The organism is Collinsella ihumii (assembly GCF_900046475.1).
In the GTDB taxonomy this organism is placed as follows: Bacteria; Actinomycetota; Coriobacteriia; order Coriobacteriales; family Coriobacteriaceae; genus Collinsella; species Collinsella ihumii.
On record NZ_FCOU01000007.1, the window covers coordinates 44,886 to 62,744 of the forward strand.

The 17,859-nt window shown below is 64.9% G+C and carries 16 protein-coding genes; 12 read left to right on the top strand and 4 right to left on the bottom strand.

Annotated elements, in window-relative coordinates; genetic code table 11:
- The first annotated feature begins 8 nt into the window (after positions 1-8).
- From BN3789_RS05550 to BN3789_RS13015, 4 genes are all read left to right on the top strand, one after another.
- Complete coding sequence (locus tag BN3789_RS05550) at positions 9-1,025, top strand: aldo/keto reductase (RefSeq protein ID WP_066831488.1); 1,017 nt, start codon at positions 9-11, stop codon at positions 1,023-1,025.
- A gap of 78 nt (positions 1,026-1,103) precedes the next feature.
- A complete protein-coding gene (locus BN3789_RS05555) occupies positions 1,104-1,520 on the top strand; it encodes a cupin domain-containing protein (protein ID WP_066831491.1) in 417 nt (138 codons plus the stop codon).
- Positions 1,521-1,620: 100 nt separating this feature from the next.
- On the top strand, positions 1,621-1,905 hold the full coding sequence (locus BN3789_RS05560; protein ID WP_229254219.1) for a cysteine-rich small domain-containing protein: 285 nt from the start codon (positions 1,621-1,623) through the stop codon (positions 1,903-1,905).
- 193 nt (positions 1,906-2,098) lie between these two features.
- The gene (locus BN3789_RS13015; protein WP_066831494.1) at positions 2,099-4,771 is read left to right on the top strand and encodes an Ig-like domain-containing protein; all 2,673 of its coding nucleotides are present in this window, start codon (positions 2,099-2,101) and stop codon (positions 4,769-4,771) included.
- 281 nt (positions 4,772-5,052) lie between these two features.
- On the opposite strand, the gene BN3789_RS05570 is transcribed toward BN3789_RS13015, so the two are convergent.
- A complete protein-coding gene (locus tag BN3789_RS05570) occupies positions 5,053-6,123 on the bottom strand; it encodes a M42 family metallopeptidase (RefSeq protein ID WP_066831497.1) in 1,071 nt (356 codons plus the stop codon).
- Between the two features lie 194 nt (positions 6,124-6,317).
- On the opposite strand from BN3789_RS05570, the gene BN3789_RS05575 reads away from it, so the two are divergent.
- The 4 genes from BN3789_RS05575 (at position 6,318) to BN3789_RS05590 (ending at position 8,934) form a co-directional block, all read left to right on the top strand.
- Positions 6,318-6,593 (top strand): hypothetical protein, encoded by a 276-nt coding sequence (locus tag BN3789_RS05575; RefSeq protein WP_066831792.1) that lies wholly within the window; start codon positions 6,318-6,320, stop codon positions 6,591-6,593.
- Complete coding sequence (locus BN3789_RS05580; RefSeq protein WP_066831502.1) at positions 6,577-7,260, top strand: amino acid ABC transporter permease; 684 nt, start codon at positions 6,577-6,579, stop codon at positions 7,258-7,260. The genes BN3789_RS05575 and BN3789_RS05580 overlap by 17 nt, the downstream gene beginning before the upstream one ends.
- 3 nt (positions 7,261-7,263) lie before the next feature.
- The gene (locus BN3789_RS05585) at positions 7,264-8,016 is read left to right on the top strand and encodes an amino acid ABC transporter ATP-binding protein (RefSeq protein ID WP_066831503.1); all 753 of its coding nucleotides are present in this window, start codon (positions 7,264-7,266) and stop codon (positions 8,014-8,016) included.
- 87 nt (positions 8,017-8,103) lie between these two features.
- Complete coding sequence (locus BN3789_RS05590) at positions 8,104-8,934, top strand: transporter substrate-binding domain-containing protein (RefSeq protein ID WP_066831504.1); 831 nt, start codon at positions 8,104-8,106, stop codon at positions 8,932-8,934.
- A 49-nt stretch (positions 8,935-8,983) separates the two neighbouring features.
- Here the strand turns inward: BN3789_RS05590 and BN3789_RS05595 are convergent, their stop codons facing one another.
- Positions 8,984-9,877: an anti-sigma-I factor RsgI family protein gene (locus tag BN3789_RS05595; RefSeq protein ID WP_066831505.1), complete on the bottom strand. Its 894-nt coding sequence runs from the start codon at positions 9,875-9,877 to the stop codon at positions 8,984-8,986.
- Positions 9,874-10,362, bottom strand: a complete 489-nt coding sequence (locus BN3789_RS05600) for an RNA polymerase sigma factor (RefSeq protein WP_066831507.1) — start codon at positions 10,360-10,362, stop codon at positions 9,874-9,876. The genes BN3789_RS05595 and BN3789_RS05600 overlap by 4 nt, the downstream gene beginning before the upstream one ends.
- A gap of 932 nt (positions 10,363-11,294) precedes the next feature.
- Here BN3789_RS05600 and BN3789_RS12905 point away from each other — a divergent pair.
- The 3 genes from BN3789_RS12905 (at position 11,295) to clpB (ending at position 15,185) form a co-directional block, all read left to right on the top strand.
- The gene (locus BN3789_RS12905) at positions 11,295-11,855 is read left to right on the top strand and encodes a cyclophilin-like fold protein (RefSeq protein ID WP_202615092.1); all 561 of its coding nucleotides are present in this window, start codon (positions 11,295-11,297) and stop codon (positions 11,853-11,855) included.
- 57 nt (positions 11,856-11,912) lie between these two features.
- A complete protein-coding gene (locus tag BN3789_RS05610) occupies positions 11,913-12,095 on the top strand; it encodes a hypothetical protein (RefSeq protein ID WP_066831508.1) in 183 nt (60 codons plus the stop codon).
- Between the two features lie 465 nt (positions 12,096-12,560).
- A complete protein-coding gene (gene clpB / locus BN3789_RS05615) occupies positions 12,561-15,185 on the top strand; it encodes an ATP-dependent chaperone ClpB (RefSeq protein WP_066831515.1) in 2,625 nt (874 codons plus the stop codon).
- 161 nt (positions 15,186-15,346) lie between these two features.
- Here clpB and BN3789_RS05620 read toward each other — a convergent pair whose 3' ends face one another.
- Positions 15,347-16,102: a MurR/RpiR family transcriptional regulator gene (locus BN3789_RS05620; RefSeq protein WP_066831518.1), complete on the bottom strand. Its 756-nt coding sequence runs from the start codon at positions 16,100-16,102 to the stop codon at positions 15,347-15,349.
- Positions 16,103-16,415: 313 nt separating this feature from the next.
- On the opposite strand from BN3789_RS05620, the gene BN3789_RS05625 reads away from it, so the two are divergent.
- Positions 16,416-17,741: a 6-phospho-alpha-glucosidase gene (locus BN3789_RS05625; protein WP_066831520.1), complete on the top strand. Its 1,326-nt coding sequence runs from the start codon at positions 16,416-16,418 to the stop codon at positions 17,739-17,741.
- Positions 17,742-17,859 lie beyond the last annotated feature (118 nt).

The window sequence follows — 17,859 nt, forward strand, 5'->3', positions numbered from 1 at the left end:
CGATTCGCATGCGCTATGCGACGTTGGGGCACTCGGGCATCAAGGTGTCCCGTATCTGTCTGGGCGGTATGAGCTTCGGCGAGCCGTCCGCGGATTTCCATCAATGGACGATCGGCCCGGAAGAGACGCGTGCGGTCATCGGTCGCGCTCTCGATGCGGGCATCAACTTCATCGACACCGCCAACTGCTACGCCCGCGGCACGAGTGAGGAGTTCATCGGTCGTGCCCTGCGCGACCTGGGCGTTGCGCGCGATCGGGTCGTGCTTGCGAGCAAGGTCTACTTCAACGAGGGACGTCTGTCGCCCGCGGCGATCGAGCGCGAGATCGACGGCACGCTCTCTCGGCTGGGGACCGACTACCTCGACCTCTACATCATCCATCGCTTCGATTACGACACGCCGGTCGAGGAGACCATGGAGGCGCTCGATGCGCTCGTTCGCGCCGGCAAAGTGCGCGCACTGGGCGCGAGCGAGATGTACGCCTACCAGCTGCATACCATGCAGGAGGTGGCGCTGAAAAACGGCTGGACGCCGTTTACCAGCATGCAGTGCCACTATAACCTGCTGTATCGTGAGGACGAGCGCGAGATGGTCCCCGTCTGCCGCCAGTTCGACATGGCGCTCACGCCTTACAGCCCGTTGGCTTCGGGGCACCTGTGCCGCTCCACCTGGGATTCCGATTCCGTGCGCAGCGCCACCGATGCCACCATGCGCAACAAGTACGATGCCGCGCGCGACAACGACATGCGTATCGTTGAGCGTGTCGCCGAGGTGGCGGCACGTCACGAGGTGCCCATGGCGCATATCGCCCTTGCCTGGCACTGGGCGCGCGGCGTGGAGGCGCCCATCGTGGGTTGCTCGCGCCCCGAGCGGGTGGACGACGCCGTGGCGGCGCTCGATGTGGAGCTCATGGCCGACGAGGTCGCGTATATGGAAGAGCCCTATGCCGCCCACGAGCTTGTGGGGCCGCTGGGTCGCCCGGGCGAAAAACCGCTCGCGGGCACGACGGACCCAGCCCGCAAGTAGAGGCGGCGGCAACGTTGGTAAGCGTCGGGCCGCCTTGCTGGATGCGGGCTGCCCGCATCATCGATTAAGGAGGAGCATATGGCAACCGCAGATTTCACCCCCATGTTCGGCATGGGCAACCCCAACGACGCGTTCGCGCAGTATTTCATCGGCAACTCGTATCTCAATCCGCTGACGAATGCGGCTGAGTGCGGAGTCGGCCTGGCGAATGTGACCTTCGAGCCGGGGTGCCGCAACAACTGGCATATCCATCATGCCGACAAGGGCGGCGGCCAGATTCTCATCTGCACCGACGGCCGCGGCTGGTATCAGGAATGGGGCTCCGAGCCTCAGGAGCTTACCCCGGGTACCGTCGTCGTCATTCCTGCCGGCGTGAAGCATTGGCACGGCGCGGCGCGCGACTCGTGGTTCTCCCATATCGCCTTCGAGGCGCCGGGCGAGAACTGCAGCAACGAGTGGCTCGAGCCGGTCGACGACGCGTCCTACCCCGCGTAGGGGAGATGACCCGGGGCCGGTACGTTTTGGGATGGAAACGTACCGGCCCTGCTGCGAGCATTGTCTGCTACGATGGGCGCGTCCGATCAGGAGGTGTGCCGTGGACCATTCCGAAACTGAGCACTACAAGTTCTTCAACCATGCGTCGTGCGAGTTCTACCCGTGCCACGACATGCCTGCGGAGCAGCTCAACTGCCTGTTCTGCTATTGCCCGCTGTACTGCTTGGGAGATACCTGCGGCGGCAATTTCCGCTACGTGGGCGAGCACGGAGACATCAAGGACTGCTCGGCCTGCACCGTGCCCCATCGCGTGGAGAACTTCGATTACATCATGCGCCAGTACCAGCGCGTGAAGGATATCGCCGCCCGCCGCGAAGGCGCGTGATCGGCGTTTCACAAGGGGGTGGTTCCCTCTTATTCCACCTGCTTTCCAGACGTGTTCCTATCGCCGGCAAAAATCGCGCGCTCAGCGATTTGCCGGCGTTTTTCTTTGCCATGTTGCTATGGGCGGCAATAAGAACCATGAGCCTGCCGACCGCAGAATATGGAGCCACAACGCACGGGAGGAGGGTCGAACCATGAAGAGGATGACCACTTCAAAGCCCCTTGTCATGTTGCTGACCGTTGCGTTGATTGCGGTGTTCATGATCCCCTGTCCGGTGCGCGCGGATGAGTCCGCGGCCGACGGGGTCGCTTCCCCGGGGCAAACGGAATCCGTGCTGCAGCCTGAGCACGTCGTCGATGAGGCGGACGTGATGGAGGGCAGCGGGCCTGCCGACGCGGCAGGAGCATCCGATATCGTTGGCGACGAGGAGGTCGTCGAGGCGGGTCTGGCGTCTGATCAGGTCGTGCAGGCGCAAGAGACGCAGCCCGCTGCGCAGACTTCCCCGACCGCGATAACGGTGCGGCCCGTATCTCCCGACAGCCTGACGTCGGTGGGGGATGCGGTGTACTGCCTGCCGGCAGACGGTGCCGGCGCAACCGTCGATTTGCCCGCAGTGTCGGTTGAGCCCGAAGGGGCCTCGGACGCCGTGACGTGGACATCGTCCGATGAGACGGTAGCCTCGGTCTCCAATGGCCTTGTTTTGCATGCTCCGGGCATGGCGGTGCTGACCGCGACCTCGGAGCTGGACGGGACGGTGAGTGCGCATGCGCGCATCTACGTCGTGGACGGTTCCCCGACGACCGTCGATGTCGACGGCTCGGGATGGCTGGTCGAGTCGTTTGACGGCCTCGATCTCGCGGCAGAGGTGCAGGCGCTCGACCAGGCCCTCACCGAGGCGCTCGGCGAGGGCGAGACGATCCAATTCGTCGGCACCCTCAGCTACAGCGTTCCGACCGATGAGGGGGCCGCTAGCTCTGGCCCCGCCGGCGCGGACCTGTATTTTCCCGTGCCCGATGGAGCGACGGGCGATGCGATGACCATCATGTTCTATCCCGATGGCGGGACGGGCATCGAGGTTGCGGCGCCCCTGTCGTTCGACGAGGCGGGCCTTCTGCTCGGCGCACACGTCGAGATTGCCTTCGACGGGGACGGGTTCACGTTGAACGGGGTGCCCGCCGCGACGGTGTGCGGGCAGTACGAAGTTATCGGAAGCGTCGACGCCAAGGTTCTGCTCGCGGAGGAGCTGGATGCCGCCCGCGCCGAGCTTGCCGAGCTGGCTGTACTCGACGACGCGGAGCTGGGCGAGGCGGCCGATGGGACGCGCTACGTGACGCGCGATCAGTTCGACCAGATATCGAATCTGCTCGACGCCATCGAGGCGCAGCTGAAGATCCGTGCGAGCGAAGAAGACGTCGAGGTGTTTCGTCAGCAGGTCAGAGAGCTCCGTCACGATGTGGCCGAGATGCCGATGACCGTCCAGGTCGACCGCGGGGCGCTGGAAGAGGAGCTCGCGGCGGCCGACGCCGTGCGTGCCGAGGTGACGGTTTCCGAGCACGGGCGCGACGTGCTTCACGGCGGCACATGGGCAGCGTCTGCCGATGCGGCCGCATTTGACGCGGCGATCGCGGATGCGCGCGCCGTATATGGTGCCGGGGACGCGACGAGCGATGAGATCGCGGCGGCGCGCGACGCGCTGGCCGAGGCGCAGCGTGTGTTCGAGGCCGCCTGCAGCGTGGCGGAGGTGTCTCTCGAGGCGCTCGAGAGCGAGCTCGATGCCGCCGCCAAGGTGGATGACGGCGTCGTGACCGTGGCACAGGCGCTCGATGCGGCGCCCGGCGCGCGCTGGGTGACGCAGGAGGCGGCGAATTCGCTGGCTGCAGCCGTGGACGCGGCGAAAGCCGTTGCGGCCAAGGAGCTTTCCGCGCTGACGCAGGATGCAGTCGACGCGGCGACCTCCAAGCTCATGAGGGCGAATGCGGGCTATCGGGAGTCCATCGCGACAAAGCCCGCGATCGAGGACATCAAGATTGAGCGCGCGGAGGCGAATGTCGGGCGCGACATTGTCCACATGCTCCCGGGCAGCCCCCTTGCGCTCAAGCCGGTGTTCACTCCCGCCGAGTCTGCAGTGGCGGTGACGTGGTCCTCCTCCAACACCTCCGTCGCGACGGTTGACGCTGACGGCAAGGTCACGGCGGTGGGTGACGGCGCGGCGACCATCACCGCGACAACGCGCGCGTTCGATGGCGTGGAGAGCAAGACGGCCGTGTTCACGGTCGTTCCGATCGGCTGCGGGGCCCGGTGGACCTACGAGAACACGGCCGCGGGCATCGTCGTCGAGGGCGTTCCCTCCGGAGTCGACGTGACGGCAGATGTCGTGACGGGGTCCCAGGGGTTCCCGGTCGGAAAGCTTGGTCGCGATGATCGCGCTGTCGCCGGCGTGTTCGTAACGCTCGCAACGGGGTCCGAGCACACCGTGGTCGGCATCCCGATCGAGGGCATGAGCGCCCGTATCCCTCTTGGGACCGATGCGTATGACGGCAAGAAAGTCGAAGCGACGCTGTACGGAGATGACGGTTACACCTACACGTATACGGCGACGGCAAGCGGCGGAACGATCTATCTGACGATTCCCGCCGGAGGCTACGTGGAGACCATCGCGCGTGCCGCCCTGCTGGCGGAAACGCCCGATAAGCAGGGCGATCCCGCCAAGCCCTCCGATGAGGCGAAGCCGTCTGACGATGACGTGCGCGAGCGCCTCGCCCAGACGGGTGACGAATCGGTGGCGGCGATAGCCGCTCTCGGCGGCGCCGGTGCTCTGGCAGCGGTGTCCGGTATCGTCTTGATTCGAAGGAGGAAGATCTCGTAAGCGGCTCAAGGACCAGTGAGGCTGTACGTTTCGGTCATCAGCGAGATCACGGGACTACCCGCTAACGGTGCCCAGTAACTGTACCCAGAACTGAGAGAGAGGGCCTTCCAAGGGGCCCTCTCTCTCAGTTCTGGGTACAGTTACTGGGCCCTATGAGCGGGTGGCCTGGTAGAGGCGGTGGCCGAGCCTTGCTCGAGGGGCCTCGCTTCACGATGCGCTGCGATCGCCGCCTCGCCCTGCGGGACTTGGATGCCTTTATGTAGCGTTTCCCTTGGCGGATCTTAGTAGGAGATGGCGCTCGGCGAGAAGTCCTCTGCGACGGCTATCGCGATGTCCGCCGCCGCGCGGATGTCTTGCGGCGCGCAGATGGAGGCGCCTGCGTGGATGTAGCGGCAGGGGACGCCGGCGACCACGCAGGGGATATCGAGCTGATGGATGACGCCTCCGTTGGTTCCGCCGCCGGTGCGCACGGAGGTCTGCGCGGGCAGGCCGCGGGACTGGGCGACTCTGAGCACATATCGCTGAAAACGCGGATGCGTGATCATGCAGCGATCGAAGTAGCGGAACATCGGTCCTTTTCGCAACGCGGTCTGGATCTCGTCGGCGGGCGTGAACGTGTCGTCTGCCGGGCATCCTTCAAACACGAACGCGGCAGCGGGCTCGATTGCGCGCACGGCGGCGCCGATGCCCCGCTCGCCCATCTCTTCCTGCGCCGAGATGCAGCCGATGACGTTGACCGGCAGGTCGTCGCGCTGCGCGAGCTCTCGCAGCGCGAGCAGCAGGGCGCACACGCCCGCGCGGCAATCGAAGGCCTTGCCAATCGCGATGTCGCGCTGCTCGTCATATGAAAACGTCGTTGCCGCCACGAACGGCTCGCCGATGCGCACGCCGAAACGCTCCAAGGCGTCTTGCTTCGAGGTCGCGCCGACGTCGAGCGTAAGCGGCGCCTTGCCGTCGGCGCGCTCGGTGGCGGTCCAGAAGTGCGGCGGCTTGACGCCGACGACGCCGCGGATCCAGGCGCCGGCGCCCGTGCGCACGAAGACGTCCTGGCCGGCGAGCGTCCCGGGGGCGATATGGCCCAGCTCGACGAAATTCATCGTGCCGCCTGCATGGATCGCTTGCACCATGCCGCCGACTTCGTCTCCATGGGCGTCGAACAGCAGCGTCGGCTTGTCCGCATCGACGGTATGCGGCGTGATGATGACGTCAAGCAGGCTGTTGACCTCGACGTTCGCCCAGTCGGCGCAGAACGCGCGCACGATATCGACCACCTCGTCCTCAAAGCCCGAGGGGGCTTTGGCGTTCGAGAGGCGGGCGAGCAGGTCGATCAGTTCGGCATCGTCGGCATGCATGGGCAGGTCCTTTCCACGGGGCTATCGCTTACTCGAGCAATGAGCATAGAGGACGCTGAGGGCTGAAGTTCTGTCAACGAGGCAAGTCCCCACGATTTTATCTATGCAAATAACCTATAGCTAGCTATACCTTATAGGTCTTTTACATAGCTGACAGCGCGTCATACCATGATGGCTACCAGAAAGGAGTGACCATGGGTGAATTGAGCGAAGATCTTGAGCGGTGCCTGTGCGATTGCGATTGCGATGCCGAGCGGACTGCCAAGGCAAAATGCTCGTGCGAGGAGGGGCGCGTGCGCGAGACGAAGCGCGTACTGCTCGGAGAGCGCCAGCGCCTGCTCGACGAGATGCATGCCTCTCAGAAGGGCATCGATGCCATCGACCATATGCTGCATCGCGTGAGCTGCGAATGCGCGCCTCGCCGGCCCTGGGGCAAGGCTGCAGAAGGGGAGGATGGTTCCCGTGAGTGATCGCGTGGCGGAAATCCTTTTAGATTCATTCTCCAGGATCCTGATTCCAGGTTTGACCGCGACGATCCCGTTGGCGCTCATCTCGTTTGCCATCGCCCTGGTGATCGCCATGGCCGTGGCGCTCGTGCAGTACGCGAAGGTTCCCGTGCTCACGCAGATCGCGCGCTTCTACATCTGGATCATCCGCGGCACGCCGCTGCTCGTGCAGCTCTACGTCGTGTTTTACGGCCTACCCGATTTCGGAATCGTGCTCGATCCGTTTCCGGCGGCCATCATCGTGTTCTCCATCAACACGGGCGCCTATTCGGCCGAGACCATTCGCGGCGCGCTCGAAGCGGTGCCGTCCGGCCAGCTTGAAGCGGGCTATTGCGTGGGCATGAGCTACATGCAGATCATGCGTCGCATCCTGCTGCCGCAGGCGATGCGCTCGGCGTTCCCGCCGCTTTCCAACGAGCTCATCGCGCTCGTGAAGGACACGTCGCTCGCTGCGAACATCACGGTGCTCGAGATGCTCATGGCCACGCAGCAGATCGTGTCGCGCACCTACGAGGCGCTTCCTCTGTACTTGGAGGTCGCAGCCATCTACCTGCTGTTCTCCACGGTTCTCACGTGGCTGCAGGGCATTGGCGAGAAGAAGCTCGCGTCGTTCGGCATGGAGAGGGGATAGGCCATGGCTCAAGAGATGCTGACACTCGAGGGTGTGCGCAAATCCTTCGGAGATGTCGAGGTGCTGCACGGCATCGACCTGACGGTGCATCGCGGCGAGGTCGTCGCCATCCTGGGGCCATCTGGCTCCGGCAAGACGACGCTCTTGCGCTGCGCGAATTTCCTCGAGCGTGCGGATGCGGGCACGCTTGCGCTGGGTGGCGAGAGCTTCGATTTGGCGCATGCGACCAAGCGCGAGGTCGCTGCCGTGCGCAAGAAGACCGCATTCGTGTTCCAGAGCTACAACCTCTTTCGCAACCGCACCGTTTTGGGCAATGTGACCGAGGGCCTTATCGTTGCCCGCAAGATGCCGCGGGCTCAGGCAGAAAAGATCGCGCGGGACTGTCTCGAGCGCGTCGGCATGGGAGACCGCGCCGACGCCTACCCGGTCCAGCTCTCCGGCGGTCAGCAGCAGCGCGTCGCCATCGCGCGCGCCATGGCGACCGATCCGGAGATCATCTACTTCGATGAGCCCACCAGCGCGCTCGACCCCGAGCTGACCATCGAGGTGCTCGGGTCCATGCGCCGGCTCGCCGAGGACGGCATGACCATGCTCGTGGTCACCCACGAGATGGGGTTCGCCCGCAACGTCGCGGACCGCGTCGTCTTCATGGAGGGCGGTTCGGTGGTGGCGACGGCGCCGTCGGCCGAGTTTTTCGAGCATCCGGATAACGACCGCGTGCGCGCGTTTCTGCGCACGGTGGGCGGCGAGGGCTGAGGGGCGACGCTCGCGGCTGCGATGGTCGCGTCGGCCCTTTTGGCTCATTGCAGGGTGTCAAAACTGAATGGAAAGGAATCGATAGCAATGTTGGAAAACAAGGTTTCCCGTCGAAGCTTCCTGTCGATGGTCGCCGGCGTCTCGATGCTCGGCCTTGCGGGTTGCAGCGGCGGCGATGGCGCTTCCGGCTCCACCGGGTCCGAAGGCGGCGACCTGCTCGAGCAGATCACGGAGCGCGGAGAGATGACGTTCGCCACCGAGGGCACGTGGAGCCCCTGGACGTTCCATGACGAGGACGGCGACCTGACCGGCTTCGATATCGAGGTGGCACGCGCCATCGCTGCCGAGCTCGGCGTCGAGGCGAGCTTTGCCGAGGGCGAGTGGGACGGCCTGCTTGCAGGCCTGGATTCCGGTCGCTACGACACGATGGCCAACGGCGTCTCGGTCACCGAGGAGCGCGAGGAGAAATACGATTTCACCGACCCGTATGCCTACAACACCATCGTGGTCATCACGCGGAGAGACTCGGACATCGCGTCCATGGAGGACCTGGCGGGCAAGACGACAGCCAACACGCTCGGTTCGAGCTATGCGATCCTTGCCGAAGCCAACGGCGCGACCAACACGGGCGTGGACGACTTCAACCAGACCATCGAGCTGCTCGAGGCGGGTCGCATCGACGCGACGCTGAACGACGAGGTCGTCTTTTACGACTACATGGCCCAGCACCCCGATGCGGACCTGAAGATTGCGGCGGAAAACGACGAGCCCACGCACGTTGCGTTCCCGCTGCGTCGCGAGGAGGCGACAGCGAGCCTGCTCGCGGCCATGAACGAGGCAATCGCCACCCTGCGCGAGAACGGCACGCTGTCGGAGCTCTCCCAGGAGTTTTTCGGCATCGATATCACCGAGGCGTAAGGGATCGATGGCGCGATCCTTTCGCCTCGCTCGCTTCCTCGCGCCGCCGTCATCTTCCGCGGCGGTGCTCCCCGTGATGGCCGGCGCCGCTCTCGGCGGTGTAGGCGCTTTGCGACTCTTCCGAATCGCCGTGCCGATGGCCCTCGTCTGAGCATCCGCCTGCGGCGGAGGAGATATCGACGTCTTCCGCATCGGCGCAATCGAGCAGCTCGCGCATGGTCATGGTGCTCGCCTCGTCCACTGAGATGTTGACGCCGCTGTCGACGAGTTCCTGCCAGACGCGGTATTTGCCTATGCCCATGCCGGCGAGCTCGGCCTCATGGTGCTCCTCTTCGCTCGCGTGCGCGCAGCTCACCTGCCCGGTTCCGGCTGAGTCGAGGCAGCGCGTGCCGACCGACTCGAGTGTGGCCGCCTGCGCCTCGTCGTCGCAGGTCACGGTCATCTGCACCGTGGCCCCGTCGGCGATATAGGCCTGGAGCTCGTCTTCCAGCGAATCCATCGCGTCTTGATACGGCATGCCCTCGACCTGGGCCGCCGCGAGCAGCTGCTCGCCGTCATCGTTGTAGGCACGCGTGCTCGCCACGCGATCGAAGCGGTTGATGCCGAGCTCGATTGAGGGATTCACGTCGATGGCTACGTAGGCGTAGGGCTGCGAGGCCCATGCCACGCCGCCGATGCCGAGCGTTGCGAGCACCAGGCAGGCAGCGAGCGCGGCGACGAGGGGGACATGGCGGCGCCGGGCGCGCGCGTGGGCCCCGGCGGCTCCTGCCACGATATGAAGAGAAGGGGCCTCCGTCGCGCTTCCGCTGCCTGTGCCGTCGGCGTCATCCGCCTGGTGCGCGCGTTCGGCCTCAATGCGCGCGAGCGTTCTCTCGGCGAGTCCTGTGGGCATATGCGCGCCGTCGAAGGCCCCTCGAACGCGCCGTTCAAGCTTGTCGGTCATGATAGGGCCTCCCTCAGCCGCTTCTTCCCGCGTGAGATCCATGAGTACACGGTGCCCACCGGCATGCCGGTCATCTGGGAGATCTCGCGCGCGGTATAGCCTTCGTACAGGGCCAGGTACAGCTGCGTTTTGGGCGGATCCCCCAAGGAGTCGAGTGCCCCGAGCACTTCGGCAAGCTCGAGGGCCGCGCGGTCGTCTGCGGCCCCCAGCTCCCCCTCGCGTCCCTGCTCGGCCATCTCGTCGACCGATTCGTTGTTGTTCCGCGCCGCCTTGAGGACGTCTTTGCAGGTGTTGATAGCGACGCGAAGCAGCCATGCCTTGGCGTGGCCGTCATCGTTGAACGGGGCGTCGTGCAGGGCGTATTTGAGAAATGTGTCCTGAAACGCGTCCTCGGCGTCCGCGGGGCGCAGATAGAGCAGACAGGCGCGCCAGACGGCATCGCCGTAGGCGCGGACTGCCTGCTCTATATCGGACGATGCCCGCATGCGCGCACGCTCGCTTTCTAGCAATGGACATGCGCGCGGTGCTGTCCGGTGCATCCGTTTTTGTGCAGATGATGCCCTGTGCGCGCACGTCCCCCGCCCCTATTGTTGCAGAGATCACGCTGGTTGCGGCATGCCGAATTCGCGCAGTTGTCGCATATGCCGTCGCTGTCGGCATCGATGTAGGAGGGGCACGAAGTCTGCACGCCCGATCCTGCCGCAAGGCTGCTCGTCAGACTTGTTCCCGAAGTCGCGTCCGCGGTGCTCGCCGCGTGCGCGGGCATGGCGGCGATAAGCCCAGTGCCGAGTATCGCTGCTGCCGCGATTGCCACGATGGCGCCTGTTACGGAGGTATGTTTGCCCGAAGCGCTCATGATGATCCTTTCTCTAGGTTCTCTAGGCCGCCTGCATCCGCAGTCGGCTTTCTTCCCGTCATCATGAACACGACTGGGGCCGCGGGATCCTTGCAGCGATAGCGATCTTTTTTAATTGCCATGATGGGTTGTTCGGGGACGGGTTCGTTTCAACCCATGCTCGATGTCACGACGGTTTCTGCGGAAAGCTCTAACGAAATATGCATGCCAATCCGAGCAGAACGAGAAAACACGAGGTGGAAAGCCATGCTGTATTGGCCGTTATGCAAAACGTCCGAGCTGTTCCCGCAGAATCCGTCGCGTCGGTTTTTGCGGGAAGGCGCGTAGCGGCCTAGGCGCCTGCGGCGTGTCGCCGCCGCGGCCCATCGGCCCCTCCTGGGCGCCCCTCTCGGCAGGGCGGGTTGCCCCCGCGTCGTCTGCTCGCAATGAATACGGAATGGTGCGCGAGGCATATCCCCAGGAAAGCTATACGGTTCCAGCATATAAGAATATGACATATAGGTATTTGAAATACCTGCAGAAGGCTTGCAGAATACTGGGGGGAGAGAGGAGGTTGCGTCTATGCATCGGACATCAACATGGGGCTCCATGAGGATCCATGTCGCCTTGGCGGCCGCGTTCGCATTCGCCGCTCTTTCCCTGAGCGGCTGCGGATCCGTGCAGAAGCGCGCGACGGGGTCTGCGTCTGAAGCGCCGCTGCCGGCATCGCGGCATGCGGCGTCTGCAGCCGGCGATAACGAGCGGACGGGCGCAGTGAGTGAGGAAGGGGATCAGGCGGTGCAGAGCATCACGCTTACCATCAACGGGACGGCGTATACGGCGACGTTGGAAGACACCGAGGCGGCGCGTGCGCTCGCGGAGCGGCTGCCGCTGTCGCTTTCGATGTCGGAGCTGAACGGCAACGAGAAGTACTGCTACCTCGATGAGGACCTGCCCACGAGTTCTTCTCGTCCGGGCACCATCCAAGTGGGCGATATCATGCTGTTCGGCAGCGACTGCCTCGTCCTGTTCTACGAGACGTTCTCGAGCAGCTACAGCTATACACGGATCGGTCGCATCGACGACCCGTCAGGCTTGGCGCAGGTGGTCGGCAGCGGTTCCGTCACCGTGGCGTGGGAGTAGGGGCGGCATTCGAGACACAGCTCGAGACGCTGGCCAAAGGAGTCTCCGGGTACGACGGTGGGCACGAGCGTATGCGGCGCCCTGCCCTGCCTGGCTCTCGGCGTGCTGTTCACCGTCTTCCGCCTGCGTTGCGCTCATGCGGGCGAGTGCATCGGCTGCGGTCATTGCGACAGCCGCTGCCCGTTCGGGGTGGCCCAGTCCGAGCGCATGGGAATCATCGCGGATCACTTCGGCCTGTAGCTTATTACCCTTCGAAGGGGGCTGGCCGGTTTAGTGCACATCCGGCATGTCGTGCCGGGCGCGCGATCGCCGCGCATCGTGAAACGAGGTCCTGCGGAAAGTTCGACCACCGCCTCTACCAGGTTACCCACTAAACGGGCCCCGTAACTGTACCCCGAACTGCGGGAGAGGGCCCCTTGAGAGGCCCTCTCCCGCAGTTCGGGGTACAGTTACGGGGCCCGTTTAGTGGGTAGTCCCGTTGTTCTACCGATGGCCAGGAGTGCATCGGGACATGCATCAGCGTTTCCTTAACGGAGGCTCATGCGAAATGCTTTTGTCTCTGTCCATTGGTAGTTGCGCACTAAGAAAATCTTATGTATGTAGACTTAGATTTCTGTATAGAGCGTCGCAAAAGCGGTAACAATACCTCTCGAACAGATGAATGCCGCCCCGCAGGGCGGCAACACCCCAAGAGAGGTGAGGCATATGAGAATCGACAAGCTTGCCGTGACGTCGCGCGAGGCGCTGCAGACGGCCATGGGCATCGCGAGCGATGCGCAGGCGGGGGCCGTGGAGCCCATCCACCTGCTCGCCGCGCTGCTCACGGGTGGTGAGCGCAACATCTCGGTCATCATCGAGCGCATCGGGGCCGATCCCGCACAGCTCTCCCGCGCCGCGCAGGAGGCCATCGACCGGCAGCCGAAGGTCTCGGGCGACGGTGCCGAGATGGGGCTTTCGCGCGACCTGGTGCGCACGCTCGAGCGCGCCGAGAAGCGCGCCACCAAGATGCAGGACAACTTCGTGGTGACCGAGCACCTGCTGATGGCGCTCGCCGAGGACAAAGGCGAGGCCGGGCGCGTGCTCAAGGGCGGCGGCGTGACGCCCGAGCGCATCGAGGAGGTCTATCAGGAGCTCCGAGGTGACGACCGCGTCAAGACCGCTGAGGACAAGACGCAGTTCGAGGCGCTGGAGCAGTACGGCCGCAACATCTGCGACCTTGCGCGCGCCGGAAAGCTCGATCCGGTGATCGGCCGAACCGACGAGATCCGCCGCACCATCCAGGTGCTTTCCCGCCGCACCAAGAACAACCCCGTGCTGATCGGCGAGCCCGGCGTGGGCAAGACCGCCATCGTTGAGGGCATCGCCCAGCGCATCGTGGCGGGCGACGTCCCCAGCACGCTGCGCGACCGCGATCTCATCGAGCTCGACATGAGTGCGCTGGTGGCCGGCGCCAAGTACCGCGGCGAGTTCGAGGACCGCTTGAAGGCCGTGCTGAAGGAGGTCGAGAAGGCGCAGGGCAAGGTCATCCTGTTCATCGATGAGCTGCACACCATCGTGGGCGCCGGCGCGACCGAGGGCTCCATGGATGCAGGTAACATCCTGAAGCCCGCGCTCGCCCGTGGAGACCTGCACGCCATCGGCGCCACCACGCTCGACGAGTACCGCAAGTACATCGAGAAGGACGCGGCCCTCGCCCGTCGTTTCCAGACGGTCATGGTGGGCGAGCCGAGCGTGGAGGACACCATCTCCATCCTGCGCGGCCTGAAGGAGAAGTACGAGATCTTCCACGGCGTGCACATCACCGACGGCGCGCTCGTGGCGGCCGCCGACCTCTCCGATCGCTATATCGCCGACCGCTTCCTGCCCGACAAGGCCATCGACCTGGTGGATGAGGCGGCGAGCCGTCTGCGCATGGAGCTCGATTCCATGCCGGTCGAGATCGACCAGACGCAGCGCAAGCTCACGCAGATGCAGATCGAGGAGCAGGCGCTCATGAAGGAGACCGACGACGCCTCCAAGGAGCGTCTGGAGGCCCTGCGCCAGGAGATCGCCGAGGTGCAGGAGAAGCTGAACGTCCAGAAGGCGGGTTGGCTCAACCAGAAGAACGCCATCGACCGCGTGCAGGATCTCAAGGGCCAGCTCGACCAGGCCAAGAGCGAGGAGGAGCGCGCCACGCGCGACGGCGATCTCGCCCGCGCATCGGAGCTGCGCTTCTCGATCATTCCGAACCTGGAACAGCAGGTCAAAGACGGCGAGGCCGAGATCGAGGCGCAGAAGACCGAAGGAGGCCTGCAGGAGCAGGTCACCTCGGACGAGATCGCCGAGGTCGTGTCCGCGTGGACGGGCGTGCCGGTGTCCAAGATGATGCAGGGCGAGATGGAGAAGCTCCGCGATCTCGAGGGCGAGCTGCACAAGCGTGTCATCGGGCAGGACGAGGCCGTCACCGCCGTCGCCTCGGCCGTGCGCCGCAGCCGTGCCGGCCTGGCGGACCCCGACAAGCCCATCGGCAGCTTCTTCTTCCTCGGTCCCACCGGCGTCGGCAAGACCGAGCTCGCCAAAGCGCTGGCGACCTGCCTGTTCGACGACGAGCGCGCGCTCGTGCGCATCGACATGTCCGAGTACATGGAGAAGTTTTCGGTCCAGCGCCTGATCGGCGCGCCTCCCGGATACGTCGGCTACGACGAGGGCGGCCAGCTCACCGAGGCCGTGCGCAGGCGTCCCTACAGCGTCATCCTGCTCGACGAGATGGAGAAGGCGCACCCGGATGTGTTCAACATCCTGCTGCAGGTGCTCGACGACGGTCGTCTGACCGACGGCCAGGGCCGCGTGGTGAGCTTCAAGAACACGATCATCATCATGACGTCGAACGTGGGCTCCAACGCCATCGCGGAGCTCTCCGGCAAGGACGACGAAGCCATGAAGCGCGAGGTCGACGAAGCCATGCGCGCCACGTTCAGGCCCGAGTTCCTGAACCGTATCGACGACATCGTCGTGTTCCATCCGCTCGGCATGGCGCAGATCGACAAGATCGTCGACATCCAGCTCGCCGATGTCCGCGCGCGTCTGGCCAAGGAGCGCATGTCGCTCGACATCACGCCGAGCGCCAAGCAGATGCTCGCCGTGGGCGGTCTCGACCCGGTCTTCGGCGCTCGCCCGCTGAAGCGCCTCATCCAGACCGAGGTCGTGGATACCATCGCCGAGGCCATCATCGACGGCCGCGTGCGTGAGGGCGACCAGATCACGGTCGACGTCGATACCGACGGCACGTTCTTCGTGGTGCCGGACGCCACCGGCCCCGCTGCGACCTACGAGGTCCCTGACGAGGAGTAGCGCCTGCGTGGCGACGTGTACGGGCGGGGCGCCCCGGGATGCTTCCGGGGCGCCCCGCCCTGATTATTGGGCCGGCTTGCGCGCTGCGGGCGGCTGCTGGCGCCGCGGGGACACAGGCTCCGCGCCGAGCGGCCCGGCGCGGAGCCGCCCGATCGTGCCGCTCAGTCCCCCTGGGCCTGCTGGACGCGCTCGAAGAAGCGCTCGAAGACCAGCTCGAACACGTAGTGGAACATCAGGCGGCTGTCGAGGTCCATGTCGCCGTAGCGGATCTGCTTCTCCACGGTGAACAGGGGGATGTCCGCGAGCTTTGACAGCGAGTTCTTGGAGAGCCCCGTCATGGTCACGATCGTGCTGCCGCGGCTCTTGGCGATGGAGGTCGCCTCGACGGACACCTCGGTCTCGCCGCTGATGGACACGCTGAACACGAGGTCGTTCTGCCCGAGCTGCTCGGCATAGTGGCGCATGACGTGCCGCTCGCTCAACGTGTCGGTGTTCTTGCCCATGACGCGGAGCTTCTCCTCCATCTCCAGGCAGGGGAACTTCGAGAGGCCCGAGCAGAAGAAGACGATGTGCTCGGCGCGCTCTATGGCGCGGGCGACCTCCTCGACGGTCCGGTCGTGCACGAGGTCCTTGGTCTGGATGATCTGCAGGTCGAGCGGGATGGTCTCGATGGCATAGCGGTTGCGCTCGAGCGAGAGCAGGTAGGAGTGCTTGAGGTCGGTGAAGCCCGTGAAGCCGAGCTTGTGGGCGAGGCGCACGATGGTGTTGGGCGCCACGAAGAAGTGGGCCGCGATGCCCTTCGACGTCGCCTGCGAGAGGTCTCCCCGAAGGGAGATGATGTAGCGGAGGATCTGGGATTCCAAGTCGTTGAGATGCTTCTCGCCCGACTTGACGTGTTCGTAAAACGAGTCCTGCACGGCAGCGACACCTCCCCGTCAGCTTTTCAAACATCGTAATATCCCATGGCTCGAGGCTTTTCCGGAGTCAATCGTCCGCAAACGGTCGCATCTCGTTCGCCAGCGGTACCTCGGCCCGCGTGTCGCGCGACACGGGTTCGTGTCGTGCGCTATCCCGTGTGTCGCGCAGCCGTTTCCCCTGCTCAGGGTCATGGTGCGCTCGTGCGCGTAGCACAATATGGGCAACGGGAGGGACGCGGGCACGGTGGCCGCGGAACCGCATCGCGCTCCCCCGCGCAGCGTCAGTTGACTCTAGTTTCGGGGAGTGGTTCTCATGAAAGACAAGCTCAACATCGTTCTCATCGGCGGGGGCTCCACGTGGTGCCCGGGCATCCTGAAGGCGCTCACCAAGCATCTCGATATCTTCCCGCTGAACCGTGTGTGCCTGTACGACATCGACGCCGAGCGCCAGGAGCCCATCGGCGAGTTCGGCAAGGTCCTGTTCGCCGAGGAGGCGCCCAGCGTCGAGTTCATCTACACCACCGACAAGGACGTCGCCTACACCGACATCGACTTCGCCCTGTGCCAGATCCGCACCGGTGGCTACGAGATGCGCAGCAAGGACGAGAAGATCCCTCTGTCCATGGGCATCATCGGCCAGGAGACGGTCGGCCCCGGCGGCATGGCCTACGGCATGCGCTCCATGCGCGACATGGTCGAGATCGTGAACGATGTGCGCGAGCGCAGCCCGGAGGCGTGGATCATCAACTACACCAACCCGGCGGCGATCGTGGCTTACGGCCTGGACCGCATCTTCCCGGACGAGAAGCGCGTGCTCAACATCTGCGACCAGCCGGTCAACCTGCTTCGCTCTTACGGCCGCCTGCTCGGCCGCGACATGACCAACGTCGAGCCCGTGTACTTCGGCCTCAACCACTTCGGCTGGTTCACGCACCTCTATGACGAGGAGGGCAACGACCTCGTGCCGCTCGTCAAGGAGTACACCGAGAAGAACGGATTCCTTCCCGTCGACGCCGAGCAGCGCGACCAGTCGTGGCTCGACACCTACGCCATGGTCAAGGACATGCTCGAGGACTTCCCCGAGTACCTGCCCAACACCTACCTGCAGTACTACCTGTATCCGGAGTACAAGCTGGCACATCTCGATCCCAACTACACCCGCTCCGACGAGGTCATGAACGGCCGCGAGAAGCGCGTGTTCACCGAGTGCCGCCGCGTGGCCGAGGCCGGAACCGCCAAGGGCTCCTCGGTCGTGCAGAACGACGCGCACGGCGACATGATCGTCGAGGTGTCCTCCGCCATCTACCGCAACACCCGCAAGACGTTCATCGTCATGGTCCGCAACGACGGCATCATCGAGGGCATGCCCGACGATGCTATGGTCGAGGTCGCCGCGAGCGTGGGCAAGAACGGTCCCGACCCGTATGCCGTGGGCAAGATCGGGACGTTCTACCGCGGCCTCATGGAGAACCAGTACGCATACGAGCGCCTCACCGTCGAGGCCTGGATGGAGGGGTCCTACGAGAAGGCGCTGCAGGCGCTGACCCTCAACCGCCTGGTGGGTGACGCCAAGAAGGCCCGCAAGGTGCTCGATGCGCTCATCGAGGCCAACAAGGGCTACTGGCCCGAGCTCCGCTAGCGAACCGACGTCGGGCGGCGCGTCGCGGGCGGATGGCAGGGGATCGTCCGCGGCGCGCCCGCTCGGCGCTGCGCTGTAACTGTCCGCGGGGCGCGGGGCATCCCGCCCGTCGCGTCCC